Origin of the sequence: Pelagibius litoralis (assembly GCF_011683915.1) — a bacterium.
Lineage (GTDB): Bacteria > Pseudomonadota > Alphaproteobacteria > Kiloniellales > Kiloniellaceae > Pelagibius > Pelagibius litoralis.
In genome coordinates this window covers 22428-39674 of record NZ_JAAQPH010000034.1, presented here as the reverse complement: position 1 = coordinate 39674, position 17247 = coordinate 22428, and the positions used below count along the sequence as shown (strand labels likewise).

General features: G+C 64.7%; 15 protein-coding genes. 7 read left to right on the top strand and 8 right to left on the bottom strand.

Going from position 1 to position 17247, the window contains the following annotated elements:
* Positions 1-214: 214 nt before the first annotated feature.
* On the top strand, positions 215-1033 hold the full coding sequence (locus HBA54_RS26715; protein ID WP_167231091.1) for a HesA/MoeB/ThiF family protein: 819 nt from the start codon (positions 215-217) through the stop codon (positions 1031-1033).
* 206 nt (positions 1034-1239) lie between these two features.
* The gene (locus HBA54_RS26710; RefSeq protein ID WP_240932932.1) at positions 1240-2250 is read left to right on the top strand and encodes a BMP family lipoprotein; all 1011 of its coding nucleotides are present in this window, start codon (positions 1240-1242) and stop codon (positions 2248-2250) included.
* 118 nt (positions 2251-2368) lie between these two features.
* Here the strand turns inward: HBA54_RS26710 and HBA54_RS26705 are convergent, their stop codons facing one another.
* Together HBA54_RS26705 and HBA54_RS26700 are read right to left on the bottom strand one after the other, a co-directional pair.
* Positions 2369-3013, bottom strand: a complete 645-nt coding sequence (locus HBA54_RS26705) for a class I SAM-dependent methyltransferase (protein WP_167231085.1) — start codon at positions 3011-3013, stop codon at positions 2369-2371.
* A gap of 13 nt (positions 3014-3026) precedes the next feature.
* The gene (locus HBA54_RS26700) at positions 3027-4013 is read right to left on the bottom strand and encodes a 2-hydroxyacid dehydrogenase (protein ID WP_167231082.1); all 987 of its coding nucleotides are present in this window, start codon (positions 4011-4013) and stop codon (positions 3027-3029) included.
* A 242-nt stretch (positions 4014-4255) separates the two neighbouring features.
* On the opposite strand from HBA54_RS26700, the gene HBA54_RS26695 reads away from it, so the two are divergent.
* Entirely contained in the window at positions 4256-4867 is a 612-nt protein-coding gene (locus tag HBA54_RS26695; protein ID WP_240932931.1) for an SH3 domain-containing protein, read from the top strand.
* A gap of 193 nt (positions 4868-5060) precedes the next feature.
* Here HBA54_RS26695 and HBA54_RS26690 read toward each other — a convergent pair whose 3' ends face one another.
* From HBA54_RS26690 to irrA, 4 genes are all read right to left on the bottom strand, one after another.
* On the bottom strand, positions 5061-5663 hold the full coding sequence (locus tag HBA54_RS26690; protein WP_167231079.1) for a DUF3501 family protein: 603 nt from the start codon (positions 5661-5663) through the stop codon (positions 5061-5063).
* A 20-nt stretch (positions 5664-5683) separates the two neighbouring features.
* Positions 5684-7030 carry a heterodisulfide reductase-related iron-sulfur binding cluster gene (locus HBA54_RS26685; protein WP_167231076.1) on the bottom strand — a complete coding sequence of 449 codons (1347 nt, stop codon included), beginning with the start codon at positions 7028-7030 and terminating at the stop codon, positions 5684-5686.
* A 188-nt stretch (positions 7031-7218) separates the two neighbouring features.
* The gene (locus HBA54_RS26680) at positions 7219-7635 is read right to left on the bottom strand and encodes a rubrerythrin family protein (RefSeq protein ID WP_167231073.1); all 417 of its coding nucleotides are present in this window, start codon (positions 7633-7635) and stop codon (positions 7219-7221) included.
* A 163-nt stretch (positions 7636-7798) separates the two neighbouring features.
* Complete coding sequence (gene irrA, locus HBA54_RS26675) at positions 7799-8239, bottom strand: iron response transcriptional regulator IrrA (protein WP_167231070.1); 441 nt, start codon at positions 8237-8239, stop codon at positions 7799-7801.
* Positions 8240-8670: 431 nt separating this feature from the next.
* Between irrA and fabA the strand changes: the two genes are divergently transcribed.
* The 3 genes from fabA to HBA54_RS26660 all read left to right on the top strand — a co-directional run bounded on the left by fabA (position 8671) and on the right by HBA54_RS26660 (position 11334).
* Positions 8671-9192: a 3-hydroxyacyl-[acyl-carrier-protein] dehydratase FabA gene (fabA, locus tag HBA54_RS26670; RefSeq protein WP_167231067.1), complete on the top strand. Its 522-nt coding sequence runs from the start codon at positions 8671-8673 to the stop codon at positions 9190-9192.
* A gap of 109 nt (positions 9193-9301) precedes the next feature.
* Positions 9302-10522 (top strand): beta-ketoacyl-ACP synthase I, encoded by a 1221-nt coding sequence (gene fabB, locus HBA54_RS26665; RefSeq protein ID WP_167231064.1) that lies wholly within the window; start codon positions 9302-9304, stop codon positions 10520-10522.
* A 17-nt stretch (positions 10523-10539) separates the two neighbouring features.
* Positions 10540-11334: an enoyl-ACP reductase FabI gene (locus tag HBA54_RS26660; RefSeq protein ID WP_167231061.1), complete on the top strand. Its 795-nt coding sequence runs from the start codon at positions 10540-10542 to the stop codon at positions 11332-11334.
* Between the two features lie 38 nt (positions 11335-11372).
* Here the strand turns inward: HBA54_RS26660 and HBA54_RS26655 are convergent, their stop codons facing one another.
* Positions 11373-12653 (bottom strand): ATP-grasp domain-containing protein, encoded by a 1281-nt coding sequence (locus HBA54_RS26655; protein WP_167231058.1) that lies wholly within the window; start codon positions 12651-12653, stop codon positions 11373-11375.
* A gap of 224 nt (positions 12654-12877) precedes the next feature.
* Here HBA54_RS26655 and HBA54_RS26650 point away from each other — a divergent pair, with 224 nt between their 5' ends.
* Positions 12878-16288: an adenylate/guanylate cyclase domain-containing protein gene (locus tag HBA54_RS26650; RefSeq protein ID WP_167231055.1), complete on the top strand. Its 3411-nt coding sequence runs from the start codon at positions 12878-12880 to the stop codon at positions 16286-16288.
* A 121-nt stretch (positions 16289-16409) separates the two neighbouring features.
* On the opposite strand, the gene HBA54_RS26645 is transcribed toward HBA54_RS26650, so the two are convergent.
* On the bottom strand, positions 16410-17210 hold the full coding sequence (locus HBA54_RS26645; RefSeq protein ID WP_167231052.1) for a glycerophosphodiester phosphodiesterase family protein: 801 nt from the start codon (positions 17208-17210) through the stop codon (positions 16410-16412).
* Positions 17211-17247 lie beyond the last annotated feature (37 nt).

Here is a 17247-nt window from a genome sequence, read left to right as displayed (position 1 = left end):
CCTCGTCCGCGCCAATCTCATGCACCGAAAGCGCATCGACCGCCTGATCCAGTCCGATCCAGAGCCTCCGATCAACCCCGATCAGATGGTCCTCCAGTGGGCCTAGTCTTAACCGGACACCAGTGGGCTTGTCCCGAGCATCCATCAGCGGGCTTGGTGAGATGCCAATCACCACCCCTTTGTCCAACAGCCTCAACGCGCTAGACTGCCTGTCATGGACTTCAGCGACGACCAGATCGACCGCTATGCGCGCCACCTCGTGCTGCCGGAAATCGGCGAGGCGGGGCAGGAAAAGCTGCTGAACGCCCGGGTGCTGGTGATCGGCGCCGGGGGTCTCGGCTCGCCGCTGCTGCTCTATCTCGCCGCAGCTGGGATCGGCACCCTGGGGATCGTCGACGACGACGCCGTCGACCTTTCCAACCTGCAGCGCCAGGTGCTGCACGACACCGCCAACATCGGCGTCAGCAAGGTGGAATCGGCACGCCGCCGCCTCGCGGAGATCAATCCGGAGGTAAAGGTCGAGACGCACGAAACGCGCCTGACGCCGGACAACGCCCTGGACCTCATCGCCCGCTACGACCTTGTTGCCGACGGCTCCGACAACTTCCCGACGCGCTATCTGGCCAACGACGCCTGCTATCTGGCGGGCAAGACCCTGGTCTCCGCCGCCATCATGCGCTTCGACGGCCAGCTCTCGACCTACAAGGCGCATGAGGGCGGCGACAAGCCCTGCTATCGCTGCCTCTTCGGCCCGCAGCCCGGCGACCCCAAGGAAAGCTGCGCCGATGTCGGCGTGCTGGGCGCGCTGGCCGGCAGCCTGGGCGCGCTGCAGGCCAACGAGGTGCTGAAGGAGGTGCTGGGGATCGGTGACAGTCTCGCCGGCTCGCTCCTGCTGTTCGACGCCCTGGCCACCACCTTCCGCAAGGTGAAAGCCGCGCGCGATCCGGCCTGCGCCCTCTGCGGCTCCCAAGCCACCATCCGCGACCTCAAAACCCTGGACTACCGCACCGGCGAAGCGCTCTGCGCGGTTTGATTCTTTTCCGCTTCGCATGTTTGCGGTTCCAAGCCGAAGCGACGCCCACTCGGCCTGACATAGAAGACCCAGATGTTGACCCTGTGCGCGGCCTTTCCACAAACGGGCTATCCAAATTTGCGGCAAAAATGCACAGGTTCCGGTGCCGGTGCAAATCGCTTAGGCTTTCGGCACTTCAGCTTTCGCCGCAGCCAGGAGAGACGCACTTGACCAGAACGTCCCACAACATCCGTTTTCTTGCCGTCCTTCTCTGCCTTTTCTCACCCGCCGCCTTAGCAGCCAACGATTCCGGGCCCGCCGTGATCTATTCCGTCGGCGGCAAGTTCGACGGGTCGTTCAACCAGTCGGCCTATGACGGGGCCGAGCGGTTCAAGGCCGACAACGGCAGCACCTATGCCGAGTTCGAAATCTCCTCGCCCGCGCAGAGCCTGCAGGCGCTCAGGACCTTCGCCCAGCGCGGCTACTCGCCCATCGTCGCCATCGGCTTCACCCACGCCAGCGCCCTGGCCACCGCGGCGCCGGAGTTCCCGGAGACCGATTTCGCCATCGTCGACATGGTGGTCGAGGCGCCCAACGTGCGCTCCATCGTGTTCCGCGAGCAGGAAGGCTCCTACATCGTCGGGCGGCTGGCGGCCATGGCCTCCAGGACCGGGACGTTGGGCTTCGTCGGCGGCATGGACATCCCGATCATCCGCAAGTTCGCCTGCGGCTATGTCCAGGGCGCGCGCAGCGCCGACCCCCAGGTGAAGGTCTTCGTCAACATGACCGGCCCGACCCCGGCGGCCTGGACCGACCCGGCGCGCGGCGCCGAACTCACCCGGTCCCAGATCGAACAGGGCGCCGACGTCATCATCCAGGCCGCCGGGGCGACCGGCATCGGCGTGCTGCAGGCCGCGGCCGACGGCGGGGCGCTGGGCATCGGCACCGATTCGAACCAGAACGGCCTGCATCCGGGCAAGGTGCTGACCTCTCTGCGCAAGCGCGTCGACGTGGCGGTCTATGAGAACTTCGCCGACGCGGTGGCGGGCCGCTGGACGCCGGGGGTACGGGTCTTGGGCCTGGCCGAGGGCGGCCTGGACTGGGTGATCGACGACAACAACCGCAAGCTCATCACCCCGGAAATGAAGGCCGCCGCCGAGGCCGCCACCGCCGGCATCGTCGACGGCAGCATCAAGGTCCACGACGCCTCCAGCGAGGGGCCCTGCCCCGTGAAGTAGGGGCGGGTGACGTAGGGGCCTGTAAAGAAGTCCCCCTCACCCTCCCGCTTACGCGGGCCCCTCCCTCTCCCACAAGGGGGAGAGGGTTGTGCAGTCTTGGCGTGATCGTAGATCGCGCTTAGACGAAGCTGGGTGAGGGGGAACTGGTTTCTGCAGCCTTCGAAAAAGCCAGACGCGTCCAACTGACATCCGGGCGCCTGAAGAAGCGGTCCTGGTTCTCGTGCTGCAGGACGAGACCGAGGTCTTGTACTTGCGCAAGTTCCACCGTCTCCGCGGCGGTGACGTCGAACATGCGCCGGCCCGGCGGCACCGGCCCATGGCGCAGGGAGAGAATCAAAACGCCGCTAGGTTGCAGCAGGCCGGCGACCCGCGGCATCGCCGCCCGGCGCTGTACCGCATCGAGATGCATCCAGACCGCCGTCAGCAGGATCAGCTCGAAGGTCTCGCCGCGCGCCGTGACCTGCGCCAGCTCTGGCAGGGAATCGTCCAGCCATTCGATTGCGGGCGAAGGATGCAGGACGGTTGCCTTTTCGCGCAGGGCAGCGGTCGGCTCGACGGCGACGACGCTGTGGCCCCGGGCCGCCAGAGCGGCGGCATCGCGCCCGGTGCCGGCGCCGATATCCAGGACCCGGCCCGGCACCGTCGGGATCAGATGAAGAATCTGGCTGTGGAGTTCGGCAAAGGAAGGAAGTTCGTACTGCCGGACGAGTTTTTCCGCCTCTTCGGCGTAGCCTTCGGTACCGCTGATCCGCCGCGCCGCCACACAGAAATGCCTTCTAGAACATCGTCTCCAGTACCCGGTCGGGCGGGGTGTGGCCGTCGACGAAGGTCTTGATGGAGATGATCACCTTTTCGCCCATGGCGTGGCGGCCCTCGATGGTGGCCGAGCCCATGTGCGGCAGCAGCACCACGTTGTCGAGGCGCAGCAGCTTGGGATTGACCGCCGGTTCGTGCTCGAAGACGTCGAGGCCGGCGCCGGCCACTTCGCCGGCTTCCAGGGCGCGGGTCAGGGCATTTTCGTCCACCACCTCGCCGCGGCTGGTGTTGACGATATAGGCTTCCTCGCGCAGCAGCTTGATGCGCCGGGCGGAAAGCAGGTGAAAGGTCGCCGGCGTGTGCGGGCAGTTCACCGAGATGATGTCCATGCGCGACAGCATCTGGTCCAGGCTTTCCCAGTAGGTCGCCTCCAGCTCCTCCTCGACCGAGGGGTGCACCCGGCGCCGGTTGTGATAGTGGATCGACATGCCGAAGCCCTTGGCGCGGCGCGCCACGGCGCTGCCGATGCGGCCCATGCCGATGATGCCCAGGCGCTTGCCGTTCACCCGGTGGCCCAGCATGCCGGTCGGCGCCCAGCCCGGCCATTCGCCGGAGCGCACCAGGCGCTCGCCCTCGGCCAGGCGGCGCGGCACCGAGAGGATCAGCGCCATGGTCATGTCCGCCGTATCCTCGGTCAGGACACCCGGCGTGTTGGTCACGGTGATGCCGCGCTGACGCGCGGTCTTCAGGTCGATATGGTCGACGCCGGTGCCGAAGGAGGCGATCAGCTTCAGCTGCGGGCCGGCCTGGGACAGCACCGCCGCATCGATGCGGTCGGTCACCGTGGGCACCAGGATCTCGGCTTCCTTCACCGCCTCGATCAGCTGGGCCTGGGACAGCGGCTTGTCCTCCAGGTTCAGCTGGCAGTCGAAAAGCTCCATCATCCGCGTTTCGATGGCGTCCGGCAGACGGCGGGTGACGATGACGCGAACCTTTTTGTGGGGCATTGTTTCCTGTCTCGACGGGGCTGGGACGGAATGACGGTTCTGCTGGACGGTTTGGCACCGGCCCGCCCAAAGGCGAGGATGCGACCATGGGCCTTGCCATAGCAGGCGGGGCGGCGGCTTGTCCAGGCCGTGCTGGGGTCTAAGACCGCCAAAAACTGCGGCGGATCACCGCGCCGCGATCCTGCGCACCGGGATTCTCCGCGACCGGCTTGACCGACCGCGAAGCCAGACGATAGGAAGGAATGATGACAAGCCCCGCCAGGAAACACCATCGCGGACTTGCGGCCCAGGTTGCGGCTAGGATCGCGGCCAGGGTCCTTGCGGCCATGGTTCTGGCTGCCGGCGGCACCTTTGCACCGCTGGCCGCCGCCGTCGCCCAGCAGGAAACCGCAGAGAGGGGTAAACCAGAGGCCAGCCAGCGGCCACCGCCCCCCGGCCGTACCGGCCTGCCGTTGCCGCGCTTCGTCAGCCTGCGCGCTTCAGAGGTGAACCTGCGCAGCGGCCCGGGCACGCGCTACCCCATCGACTGGGTTTATCGGCGCAGCGGCATGCCGGTGGAAATCATCGACGAGTTCGATACCTGGCGGCGCATCCGCGACTGGCAGGGCACCGAAGGCTGGATCCACCAGTCGATGGTGCAGGGCCGGCGCGGCATTCTGATCGTCGGCCAGCGCCGCACCCTGAAGCGGCGCCCGGAGGCCGAGGCCGCCGGTGTCGCCCTGCTGGATGCCGGGGTCGTCGGCACCCTGGAGCGCTGCCGCGACGACTGGTGCGAGATTGCCGCCGGCGGTTACAGCGGCTGGCTGCAGCGCAGCGGCTTTTACGGCCTCTATCCCGGCGAAAAGCTGGAGTAGGGGAACGCCCCCTCACCCTCCCGCTAACGCGGGAAGCATCCCCCTCACCCCGACCCTCTCCCACCAGGGGAGAGGGAGAAACAAAAAAGGGTCGCGATAATTCCCTCTCCCACAGGGGGAGAGGGAGGGGCCCGCGTTAGCGGGAGGGTGAGGGGGAACCGTCAGCCGAAGCGGCGCTCGGCATTACTGTGTTTCAGTCGAAGTCCTTGGCCAGGGCGGCGCGGACCTCCTCGCCGAGGATGGTCATGTGGCCATAGGCCGGATGGTCGAAGCCCAGGATGACCCGGCTGTCCGGCGTCTTGAAGCTGGCGACCTGGGCCTCGGTGAAATTGAAGTGAATGAACTGCACGGCGGAGGCCTTGCCGTCGGCGGTCGTGCGGTCGACGTCTTCTTCCGGCTTGCCGATGACGCGCGCGCCGTCGATCTCGAAAAAGGCCGTTTCCTCGATGCCGCCCAGCTTGGACAGGAAGGTTTTCCGGCGGAGCGCATCGTCGATCTCGAACATCACCGTGGCAACCAGCTCACGCCCTTGGGGAATCAGCGGGTTATAGGCGCTGAGTTCGTCGGCGATCTGCTCCTCGCCGCCCTTTTCGATGTAGAGCATCTCGTGGATCTGGGCCCACATGGTCTCGTAGTTCTCGAAATAGAAGGTGCAGACCGGCCCGACATCCTGGCGGCGGAACTTTTTCTTCGCCACCAGGTCGCGGCGCAGTTCCCGGCGCTCCTCGGTATAGGTCTCCATCGGCAGGATGTCGTCGCGGGTAATCTCTCTTTTCGTGGCAAGTCCGGCGCTCATCGCGGGGGAATCCTTCCTTATCAGTCGCCCAGCCCGTAGGCTTTGGCGAAGAGTTCGATGGGGTGATAGCTGCGGTCGACCTGCGGCTTGTTGTCCATCTTCAGCCGCTCGATACCCTGGAGAATATGCTGGCCGGCAAGCGGACATTCCGAGGCGACATAGTGTTTGCCGGCCTGGGCGGCGAGGCGCGCCGCCGGGCGGCCGACCTTGATCGCAGTTTCGAAATTCTCCTTGAGCACGCCCCAGGAACCGCCGTGGCCGGAGCAACGCTCCACCACCTTCACGTCCGCCTCCGGCACCAGGCGCAGCATTTCCGCGGCCTTGGCGCCGACGTTCTGGGCCCGGGCATGACAGGCCATGTGCAGCGCGACGCCGCCGTCCAGCGGGGTCAGGCCCTCGGCCAGGCCTTCTTTCTTGGCGATATCGACCACATACTCGGTGACATCGTAGGTCGCCTCGGACAGGCGCTTCACCCCTTCATGGTCCGGCAGGATCAGCGGCCATTCGAATTTCAGCATCAGCGCACAGGACGGCGTCAGGGCGACGATGTCGTAGCCCTCGTCGATCCAGCGGCCAAGCTCCTGCGACACCTTTTTGGCGGACTCGGCCACCTCTTCGATGTTGCCCTGTTCTAACTGCGGCATGCCGCAGCAGGCGGGATAGACCACCTCGGTCTCGACCCCGTTTCGGGCCAGCACGGCGCGCGCAGCCTCGCCGATCCCGGGGTTGTTGTAGTTGACGAAGCAGGTGGCGTAGAGCGCGACCTTGCGGCCCTTCGCGGGTGCCTGGGGGTTCGGCTCGACCGGTGCCTCCATGGCGCGCAGGGCAAAGGTCTTGCCGTGGAATTCCGGCAGCTCGGCCTCGCGGTGAATGCCGACGGTCTGCTCCATGATCGGCCGGGTCACCTTGTTGGCGGTTGAACTCGCCCAGTTGCAGACCGGCGCCGCGAATTCGGCCAGCTTGCCGTTGCGGTCGGTCCGGGTCAGCTGGTCGAGACGGCGGTCGACCTTGCCGCTTTTACGTTCCGCCGCCCGGTAGCGCAGCATCAGGTGCGGGAAGTCGATGTTGAACTCATGGGGCGGTACGTAGGGGCAGCTCACCATGAAACACATGTCGCAGAGCGTGCAGGCATCGACCACCGGCTTGTAGTCGGCCTTGTCGACGCTATCCAGTTCGCCGCTTGCCGATTCGTCGATCAGATCGAAGAGGCGGGGGAAGGAATCGCAGAGATTGAAGCAACGGCGGCAGCCGTGGCAGATGTCGAAGACGCGCTCGACCTCCGCATTCAGCTTGTCCCAGTCGTAGAAGTCCGGGTCATTCCAGTCGATGGGATGACGCACCGGGGCGTTCAGGCCACCTTCGCTCATTACTTTTCCCCGACCATGGGACACCGCGGCGCCACCCCATGGATCCGCTTCAGGCCGTCAGGCATCGAAGCGCAGCTTGATCATACCGCCCCGTCGACGGCAGGGCTGATCGGCGGCCGGATAGCAGCCACCTTCATCAGCCCTGCCCCGACAAGACATGCTCTCTCGGATATAGAGCCCAAAGGGCCTTAGGCCATGGTCTCCAGAGCTTTCTGGAAACGGCCGGCGTGGCTCTTCTCAGCCTTCGCCAGGGTTTCGAACCAATCGGCGATCTCGTCGAAGCCTTCTTCACGGGCCGCGCGGGCCATACCCGGATACATGTCCGTGTACTCGTGGGTCTCGCCGGCGATGGCGGACTTCAGGTTCAGCGTGGTATCGCCGATCGGCTCACCGGTTGCCGGATCGCCGACTTCTTCGAGGTATTGCAGGTGACCGTGCGCGTGACCGGTCTCACCCTCGGCGGTGGAACGGAAGACTGCGGCAACGTCGTTGAAACCTTCAATGTCGGCCTTTTGAGCGAAGTAGAGATAGCGGCGGTTGGCCTGGCTTTCGCCGGCGAAGGCGTCTTTGAGATTCTGTTCGGTCTTCGAGCCCTTAAGCGACATGGGTCTTGCTCTCCTGTAGGTAGGCTTGCGGGCTTTTCCGCTTGCCGCCCCGCATGGCCGGCAAACCGCCCGTCATGAGCTTTACATAGACCGCAGCCGAACGCCTGTCAATAATTTAGAATAATTCTAATGTGGAATTTAAGTGGCAGACGCGAAAGCTAAATTACGAAGCTTCGCTCTCGCCATCGGAAAGCCGGACAATCACATCGATCCGGGCGACCCGGGTGCCTTCCGGTGGGGTGGGCAGACCTTCCAGGTGAACCTGCTCGCCGGGAATATCCTGCAGCCTTCCGCCGTCTTCAAAGTAGAAGTGGTGATGATCGGACACATTGGTGTCGAAGTAGGAGCGGCCCGGCTCGACCACGACCTCTCGTAAGAGGCCGGCGCCGGTGAACTGGTGCAGGCTGTTATAGACGGTTGCCAGGGAAACCCGGACAGCTCCGGCAACCGCCTCGGCATGGAGTTGCTCGGCCGTGATATGGCGGTCGCCACCGGATTGCGGCTCAAAAAGCAGCTTGGCGAGGGCAAGGCGTTGGCGTGTCGGGCGCAGCCCGGCGGCCTTTAACCGCTGTACCAAAGCGCTGTAGGGGCGATCCTTGTTCATCACACATCCAGATATAAGGCGAGGCGTTCCGAATTAAAGTGTTCAAAACAGTCGATTGTCAAATTTTTTGGAACGCCTATAAATTACCGCCGCCGTTTTGCAGGCTACGTCGGGGGTTTAAGCCTGCGTTAACCATACAAGTGTCACGCTTGGTCCGGTTCTTCGGGCGACGCGATGCTGTTTGACGGCTCAATGCCTATGCTATAGTCCGCTCAGCGTTGGCTGCGCCCGCAAAGGTCACGGTGCAACGCCTTTTGTCGTGGCATAGAGCTGCCATTCGGCTTATGTAGAAATAACCTTCGTTGGGTGGGATCTGCAGATCGTTTGTTTATCCTGTGAAGCTAGCAGTCCTAGGATTGCGGTGTGCAGACAACAGATTACCGTTTGAACCTTTGAGCCAAGAATGAAGAGTGCTGGACCAGGTGGATCGCTTGATTAAAAAACAAGACAGTTTTCGTTACGAAGATCTGCTTCAGTGCGCGCACGGCAAACTCTTCGGCCCGGGAAACGCACAGCTGCCCCTGCCGCCCATGTTGATGTTTCACCGCATAACCGAAATCTCGGAAAAAGGCGGCGAGCACGGCAAAGGGCATGTCGTTGCCGAGTTCGACATCGATCCGAAACTGTGGTTCTTCGAGTGCCATTTCGAAGGCGATCCGGTGATGCCGGGCTGTCTCGGCCTGGACTCTCTCTGGCAGCTTGTCGGATTCTTTCTCGGTTGGCTGGGCGCACCGGGGCGCGGACGGGCGCTGGGCGTCGGCCAGGTGAAGTTCAGCGAGATGGTCACGCCGACCGCCAAGCTGGTCAGTTATCACCTGGATCTTAAACGCGTCCGCATGGGCAAGCTTGTTCTGGGGATCGCCGACGGCATCATGAAAGTCGACGGCCAGCCGATCTACGAAGCCAAGGATCTCAAGGTCGGGTTGTTTCAGCGCGACCCGCAGACTGCCTGAGGCGAAGGCGGACCCGAAGCTGACCGAACATCGCAGAACCGCCCTAGGGCATTACGCCGCATAGCCCCCAAGTTGGGGTACCTTAAGGCCACAAGACGGATTGGAAACTATGCGCCGAGTCGCTGTCACAGGAATAGGCATCGTCTCCAGTATCGGCAACAATAAGGCCGAGGTGATCGAGTCGCTCCGCCAGGGACGCTCCGGGATCGAGTTCTGCGACACCTATGCCGAGATGGGCTTTCGAAGCCATGTTCACGGCTCTCTGAAGATCGATGTCGCCGACCATGTCGACCGCAAGCTGCGGCGCTTCATGGGCGAAGGAGCGGCCTACAACTATATCGCCATGCAGGAGGCGATCGCCGATGCCGGCCTGACCGAGGCCGAGGTCTCCCATGAGCGCAGCGGGCTCATCATGGGTTCGGGCGGGCCGTCCACCTCCAATCAGGTGGAGGCCGCAGACCTGACCCGCACCAAGGGACCAAAGCGCGTCGGCCCTTACATGGTGCCGCGCTGCATGTCGTCGACCAATTCGGCCAATCTCTCGACAGCCTTCAAGATCAAAGGCCTCAGCTACTCGATTTCCTCGGCCTGCTCGACCTCCGCGCACTGCATCGGCAATGGCGCAGAGCTGATCCAGATGGGCAAGCAGGACATCGTCTTCGCCGGTGGCGGCGAGGAACTGCATTGGACCCTCACGGTTCTGTTCGACGCCATGGGCGCGCTGTCCAGCAACTTCAACGGCGAACCGACCCGGGCGTCGCGCGCCTATGACCGCGACCGCGACGGTTTCGTGATCTCCGGCGGCGGCGGCGTCGTGGTGCTGGAGGACCTGGAACGGGCCAAGGCCCGGGGCGCAAAGATCTACGGCGAGGTGGCCGCCTATGCCGCCACCTCCGACGGGGCGGACATGGTCGCGCCTTCCGGCGAAGGCGCCATGCGGTGCATGCGCTTGGCCATGCAGAGCCTGGGCAACACCCCGGTCGACTACATCAACGCCCATGGCACGTCCACCCAGGCCGGCGACATACCGGAACTGACCGCGATCCGCGAGGCCTTCGGCGCCGATATGCCGCGAATTTCCTCGACCAAGTCGTTGACCGGGCACTCCCAGGGCGCCACCGGCGTCCATGAAGCGATCTATTCGCTTCTTATGCTAAATACCAATTTCGTGGCAGCTTCGGCCAACATCGACAACCTCGACCCGGAAGCTGAGGGAATGCCCATCGTCCGCGAGATGGAGGATGGTTTGTCGTTGAACTGCGTCATGTCCAACAGCTTCGGATTTGGCGGCACCAACGCCAGTCTCGCGTTTAAGCGGTACGAAGGTTAGAGGTCGGGGAAAAATCGATGGCGGGGTTGATGGCCGGTAAGCGCGGCCTGATTATGGGGGTGGCCAACGACCACTCCATTGCTTGGGGCATAGCAAAGGCACTGCACGCGCAGGGCGCCGAGTTGGCCTTTACCTATCAAGGCAGTGCTTTCGAACGCCGGGTCCGCCCGCTGGCCGAGTCCGTCGGCTCGAACATCGTTCTGCCCTGCGACGTGGAACAGGAAAGCGACATCGCCGGCACCTTCGACAGCCTGCGCGAACGCTGGGACAACGTCGACGTGGTGATCCACGCCATCGCCTATTCCGACAAGGAAGAGCTGAAGGGGCGCTACCTCAATACCAGCCGGGCGAACTTCAACCGTACCATGGCGATCTCCTGCTACTCCTTCACAGCTGTGGCCCGCCAGGCCGCGGCCCTGATGGGGCCGGGCGGCAGCTTGGTCACCCTGACCTATCTGGGTGCCGAACGGGTGACCCCGAACTACAATGTGATGGGCGTTGCCAAGGCCGCGCTGGAAGCCAGCGTGCGCTACCTGGCGGTCGACCTGGGTGAAAGCGGCATCCGGGTCAATGCCATCTCCGCCGGGCCGATGCGCACCCTCGCCGGCTCGGCCATCGGCGATGCGCGTTTCGTCTTCGGTTGGAACCGCGATCACGCACCGTTGAAGCGCAATGTGCTGCTGGAAGAGGTCGGCTCTGCCGGCCTTTACTTCTCGTCGGATCTTTCCCGCGGCGTCACCGGCGAGGTGCACTATGTCGACGGTGGCTACAACATCGTGGGGATCCCTTCGCCCGGCCGCATGGGCGGCTGACGCGGCCGCTCCGTCGTCGAGACCGGAAAACACACACTTCAGCCTGATTCCGGATAGCGCCGCAGCAGGCGCGATTCCTTCCACTGCAGGGCCAGATAGCCGCCCAGGCCAATCGGCCGGTAGCCGCGGTCGCGATTCTGGGCGCCGATTTCATAGAGCAGGCGGAATTGTTCGAAAAGCACCCGGTAGGTCTCGGCGATGCTGTGCTCGGGATCCCAGATGTGGATCGCTTCGGCGCTGGCGCCGTTCACCTCCATGATCTGAAAGTCCTCGCCGCGCCCCAGGGCCTCGACGGACTTGAAGCGGACATCGAAGCGCCCGAAGTGGAAATCCGGCATCGCCCGGGCAATCTCGTCGAAGCGCGCCACCAGGGCCGCCGTGACATAGGCCGAGCCGTCATAGTAGAGCCCCCCGGTACGAACACCGCCAAGCAGCGATAGCCGCACCATCTCGCCTTTTGCCGGAACCCTTTGCAGTTGCGCCGCGACTGCCCTGCAGTGCCGTCGCGCCATGCGGCGGGTGCGGGGGTCCGCCTCGATCAAGGTGCAAAGGCGGGAACGGCCGTCGCCGAGAACATGGGGAAAGCAGCGAAAGCCCAGGGAAAAGATCCGGCCGCGGGCTTCGCCCGGCTTGCGCAGATAGTGCACGCCGGCCTCGCCTTCCCAATCGATATAGCGCTGCAGAATGAAACCTTCGCCCGAGGGAAAATGGTCCAGATAGTCGTCCAGCGCGGCCGGCGAACGCAGCAAACGAACGCCATAGCCCTGGGATCCGATATCGGGCTTTACCACCAGCGGGAACCGCAGGCCGGCCTGCGCGATTTCCTGTTCGAGATGCCGGCCCCCCGAAGCGCCCTTACGGGCCGGGGTCGCAACGAGGCGCAGGGAGGGCGCCACCCAGTGCTGCTGGTGCGGAGGAATCTGGCTCAGATAGGACATCTTTGATTCGCCGCGGAAGCCGCCGCAGACGATGTTGGGATTGGCGACGGAAGGCAGCGTAAAACCACCGTGGCGGAGCGCCAGGCGCAGGCAGTGCAGCAGGACCGGAAAGTAAAACAGCAAGGTCGGAATCCGGCCGGCCGCAGAGATGGTCGTGCGGATTGAGCGGGGCGGCATCCCGGCCAGGGCCACATGCGCCTCGCCACCGCCCGCTGCCTTGCGGCGCCGGGTCCGCCAGACCCGGTAGGCCTCGACAAACCAATAACGGGTTTTCGATTGACGATTGCGCGCAGAGGTTCTGACCGCGATCCAGAGGCCGGCGAAAGCGCAGCTGAATATGGCGAGCGGTGTCAGGGGAATCGCCGATATCGCCTCTGTCATCCCGCCCCCCGCCTCTCTTATTATTCTTCTAAAACATAATAAAAATAGATAGTTAGGCCGATCCCCGCATCAGGCCGGCGGCTACCCGCTCGAAAACGTTTACCACATAAGAATCCCTGTCATAGCAGCTAAATCGTTAGCTAGACTGATGCCTGGAAGGCGCGGGCGGCACAAAGCAGGCCACAAAGAGCATTCAGCCGCCCCCGGGGGAGACGGTTTCGGTCATGAGTTCACTCTATGCTTGGCTGCAGGGACTGGGGCTGGATCGCTATGCGGCGATCTTTGCCGAGCAGGACATCGACTTCGATCTGCTGGTCGACCTGACCGAGGCCGACCTCATTGAGCTTGGCATGTCTTTCGGGGACCGCAAAAAGATGCTGCGGGCCATCGCGGCTTTGATCCGTGAAGAAGAGACGGGCGAGGGCCGCACCGTGCCGCGCCAGGTTGCCGAGCAGCGCCACCTGACCGTCATGTTCTGCGACCTCGTCGGTTCCACCGAACTGTCGATCCGCTATGACCCCGAGGATCTGCGCACCATCGTGCGCAGCTACCAGGACACCTGCGCCGGCGTGATCTCACGCCTGGAAGGCTTCATCGCGCGTTACATGGGCGACGGCGTCCTTGTCTATTTTGGTTTTCCCCGGGCCCACGAAGACGACGCAGAGCGGGCCATCAGGGCCGGCCTTGAGATCGTCGAAGCGGTCGGCAGGCTGCGCCCTCAGGCTGACCTGCAGCTGCAGACCCGTGTCGGGATCGGTACCGGTTCGGTGGTGGTCGGCGACCTGATCGGCTTGGGCTCGGCGCAGGAAATCGCCGCCGTCGGCGAGACACCCAACCTGGCATCACGCCTGCAGGCCCTCGCCAATCCGGACTGCGTTGTGGTCGACAACACGACCTACAGCCTGGCCAGCAACGCCTTCGATTTCGAAGACCTCGGCCCGCAGAGCCTGAAAGGCATCTCGCTGCCGGCCGGGGCCTGGCGCGCTTTGGGTCAGCGCCCGGCCGAGCGCCGCGCCGAGACTTTGGAAGAAATGGACCTGGTGCCCTTCGTCAACCGCTCCGGCGAAATCACCCTGATGCTCGACCGCTGGAAGATGGCACAGGCCGGCCAGGGTCAGATCATCCTGCTGTCGGGCGAAGCCGGGATCGGCAAGTCGCGCCTGCTGCGCGCCTTTGCCGAACGCCTGGACGGCGACGACCATATAGCGCTCACCTTCCACTGCACGCCCTACCACAAAAACAACGCACTCTATCCGCTGATCGAAAGGCTGCGCCGGGTGGCCGGTATCTCCGGGGACGACCCACCGGTTGTCGCCCTGGCCAAGCTGCGCGGGCTGTTCAAGAACTCGGCCATCGATTCGGAGGATACCGCGCGCCTCTTCGCCCCGCTGCTGTCACTCAAGACGGTGGCGCAGGAAAAGGCGAGCGGCGAACGGCAAGCGGATATGGGCCGTCTTCTGGATGTCCTGCTGCAGGAGACCGAGATGATGGCGCAACACCGAACGGTCTTGATGATGGTCGAGGATCTGCACTGGATCGACCCGACATCCCTGGAGTTTCTGCAGCGGCTCTCGCAGCGGCTGAGCGGGCTCAGGATTCTGCTGATCCTTACCGTGCGGCCGGAGGCGGAATCGCAGATGCGCCCGCTGTTTCCTGCCACCGGGCTGGCACTGGACCGTCTGCAGCGTCCGGAGTGCGAGACCATCATCCGGCACATCGCCCAGCACAAGAACTTCCCCCAGGTTCTGGTGGACACCATTGCCGAACGCACCGACGGCGTGGCGCTGTTCATCGAGCAGCTCACCAAAGCGGTCATCGAATCCGATGCCGTGGTCGATCTGGGCGACCGCTACGAGATCGCCGGAGAGCAACCGGCCCTGAGCATCCCGACAACCCTGCGCGGCTCCCTGCTGGCGCGGCTCGACCGATACCCGGCGGCGCGCGAGATCGCCCAGACCGGCGCCGTCATCGGGCGGGAATTCTCTTACAAGATGCTGGCCGCCATCTCGGGCCTGCCGGACGCCGAGTTGCGCCGCGCCCTCGACCGCCTGGTGGAAACCGAATTGCTCTACCGGGCCGGGGCCGCGCCGAACGCCACCCTCCGCTTCAAGCACGCCCTGGTTCAGGAGATGGCCTACAGCAGTCTGTTGAAAAAGAAACGCCGCCGGCTCCACGCCGAGAGCGCCGTCTTCCTGGAAGACCACAACCCGCAACTGGCGCTCAGCGAGCCGGCGCTCCTGGCGCATCATTATACCGAGGCCGGACTGCCCCACCGGGCCGTCGCCTATCGCCTGAAAGCCGGTGAAAGAGCGATCCGGCGATCGGCCATGACCGAGGCGGTCCGCGAAATCGATCTGGGACTGGACCTGCTGGAGTCGCTGACCGATGAGACCGACCGCCGGGGGCTGGAGCTGCACCTGCGGGTGGCCCAGGCAACCGCGCTGAGGGCGACAAGAGGAACCGGCGCACCGGAAACCGGGGCTGCCTGGGCCCGGGCCCAGACCCTCTGCGGCACCCAGGGCAACAAATCGCTGCTGTTTCGTATCCTCTATGGCCGCTTCCTGTTTCATCAAGGCAATGCCGACCTGCAGAAGGCCCGGATCTTCGGCGAGTCGCTGCTCGACCTTGGACGGCAGTTGGACGAAGAAGGCGCGCTGCTGCGCGGGCACAGCGCCATCGGCCGCACCGCCTTCGGCCAGGGCGACTTCGCCGAAGCGCGCCATCACCTGGAACAGGCCATCGCCCTCAGCAATCCGGCAAGGCCGGCTGCGCGTCATGAGGTGGGCAGGCCGGAGCTGCCGGTTCTCGATCTCTGCTATCTCTCCTGGACGTCCTTTGCCCTGGGTTACCCCGAGACCGCCCTGCAGCAATGCTGGCGCTCCTTGGAAATCGCCGAAGGCGGTGCGGTTTCCTATGACCTCGTGGTCGCAAACGGTAATGCCTGTTACCTGCATCAGCTGCGCCAGGACCACGCCGCCGTCCGGCGCTGCGCGCAGAACGTCATCAATCTGTCGACGGAAAAGGGCTTTCCGCACTGGCGCTCGCTGGGGGTCATGTTCCAGGGCTGGCTGATGGCTGCGACCGGCCAAAGCGCCGAAGGCATCGCTGTCTTTCAGACGGCACTGGCCGAGCACAGGGCAACCGGCGAGGTTCTGGAGGTCTGTTACTTCCTCGGCCTGCTGGCCGATCTGCGGGGACGGGCGGGGGCGCCGGAAGCCGGACTGGACAACATCGACGAAGCCCTGGACCTGGTCGAGCAGACCGGCGAACGCTGGTTCGAGGCCGAGCTGCACCGCGGTCGTGGCGAGCTGCTGCTGCGCAGCGGCGGGCCGGAAGATCCAGCGATCGAGGCCTGCTTCGAAAAGGCGCTGGCCCTGGCGGGCCGGCAGCAGGCGAGGTTGTGGGAGCTGCGCGCCGCCATCAGTCTGGGCCGGCTGCGGCTGGCCCAGGGACGTTCGGCAGAGGCCCGTAAAACCCTGGAGCCGATCTATCGCTGGTTCGATCCTGCGGCGGCGCCTGGCGTACCAGCCGCCGGCGGCGCCGAGCCCGGTTACTATGGACCGGGCGAAGACGGCCCCGACCGGCGCGACGCCGCTGAGCTGCTGGACAGCCTTGCCATTGCGGCCGGCTCTTAGAGCGTTTTCGACCTGCGTCGAATCGGTTCCAGCCCGCTCCCCCTCCTGGCCACCCAATGCGATTATCCTGGTGGGTAGCCAGGAGGGGGAGCGGGCCGGTGCCGTCTAAACCGAAAAGAATCTAGAGCGCCGCCAACAAGCGGTCCGGCCGGTCGGTGATCAGGCAGTCGACACCCTTGTCGAGCAATCGCCGGCCCGCACGCAGGCCGTTCACCGTATAGACCGCGACCGCATAACCCGCCGCCTTTGCCGCCTGCACGTCGGCCTTGCGGGTGCGCCGCCAGTAGAGATGCAGCGAGGCACAGTCCAAGGCCGCCATGGCATCGCGCCAGTCAGCCGGCAGCTTTTCGGCCAGGAACCCGCGCGGCCACTGCGGCGCAACGCGGCTGGCCGCCGCCAGGGATTCCCGTTCGAAACTGCTGATCAGGGGCGGCAGGCGATCCCCGGGCCAGAGGCCCAGCAAACGGGTCAGCGTGACCTCCGCGGTTTCCTTCGCCAGGCCGGGCGACGACTTGATCTCCACATTGGGCGTCAGGCCCAGGTCAAGCAGGCAGGCGACGGTTTGCTCCAGGGAAGGCACCCGGCAATCGGCGCGTCCGCGAAACCCCGCTTCCGCCCTTCGGCCATACCGGCGGCCGAAACCGTGGGAGGCGTCGAGATCCTGCACAACGGCAAGCGGCGTCTCGGCCATCGCGCCCGCCACACCGGTGGTCCGTTTCAGCGTGTCGTCGTGGAACAGCACCGGCTGGCCGTCCGAGGTCAGCATGACATCGAACTCGACCCAGGTGACCCCGGCGGCCGCCGCGGCTTTCAGCGAGGCGAGGGTGTTCTCCGGCGCCAGGGCCTTGGCCCCGCGGTGCCCCATGATCCTCGGCAGGACAAGGCCGGGGGGCCGCAAAGAAAAAGCCGGCGGTGAGGTCATGTCGCCACTCCCTGCCGCCGGCTCTTCATTCGATCGG

Bases quoted from the DNA above. Each gene is read 5' to 3' on its own strand.
- HBA54_RS26660 (WP_167231061.1), top strand. From the start codon at position 10,540: ATGGCGGGGTTGATGGCCGGTAAGCGCGGCCTGATTATGGGGGTGGCC.
- HBA54_RS26690 (WP_167231079.1), bottom strand. From the start codon at position 5,663: ATGAGCGCCGGACTTGCCACGAAAAGAGAGATTACCCGCGACGACATC.
- HBA54_RS26695 (WP_240932931.1), top strand. From the start codon at position 4,256: ATGATGACAAGCCCCGCCAGGAAACACCATCGCGGACTTGCGGCCCAG.
- HBA54_RS26650 (WP_167231055.1), top strand. From the start codon at position 12,878: ATGAGTTCACTCTATGCTTGGCTGCAGGGACTGGGGCTGGATCGCTAT.
- HBA54_RS26680 (WP_167231073.1), bottom strand. From the start codon at position 7,635: ATGTCGCTTAAGGGCTCGAAGACCGAACAGAATCTCAAAGACGCCTTC.
- HBA54_RS26645 (WP_167231052.1), bottom strand. From the start codon at position 17,210: ATGACCTCACCGCCGGCTTTTTCTTTGCGGCCCCCCGGCCTTGTCCTG.
- HBA54_RS26700 (WP_167231082.1), bottom strand. From the start codon at position 4,013: ATGCCCCACAAAAAGGTTCGCGTCATCGTCACCCGCCGTCTGCCGGAC.
- irrA (WP_167231070.1), bottom strand. From the start codon at position 8,239: ATGAACAAGGATCGCCCCTACAGCGCTTTGGTACAGCGGTTAAAGGCC.
- fabB (WP_167231064.1), top strand. From the start codon at position 9,302: ATGCGCCGAGTCGCTGTCACAGGAATAGGCATCGTCTCCAGTATCGGC.
- HBA54_RS26655 (WP_167231058.1), bottom strand. From the start codon at position 12,653: ATGACAGAGGCGATATCGGCGATTCCCCTGACACCGCTCGCCATATTC.
- HBA54_RS26715 (WP_167231091.1), top strand. From the start codon at position 215: ATGGACTTCAGCGACGACCAGATCGACCGCTATGCGCGCCACCTCGTG.
- HBA54_RS26685 (WP_167231076.1), bottom strand. From the start codon at position 7,030: ATGAGCGAAGGTGGCCTGAACGCCCCGGTGCGTCATCCCATCGACTGG.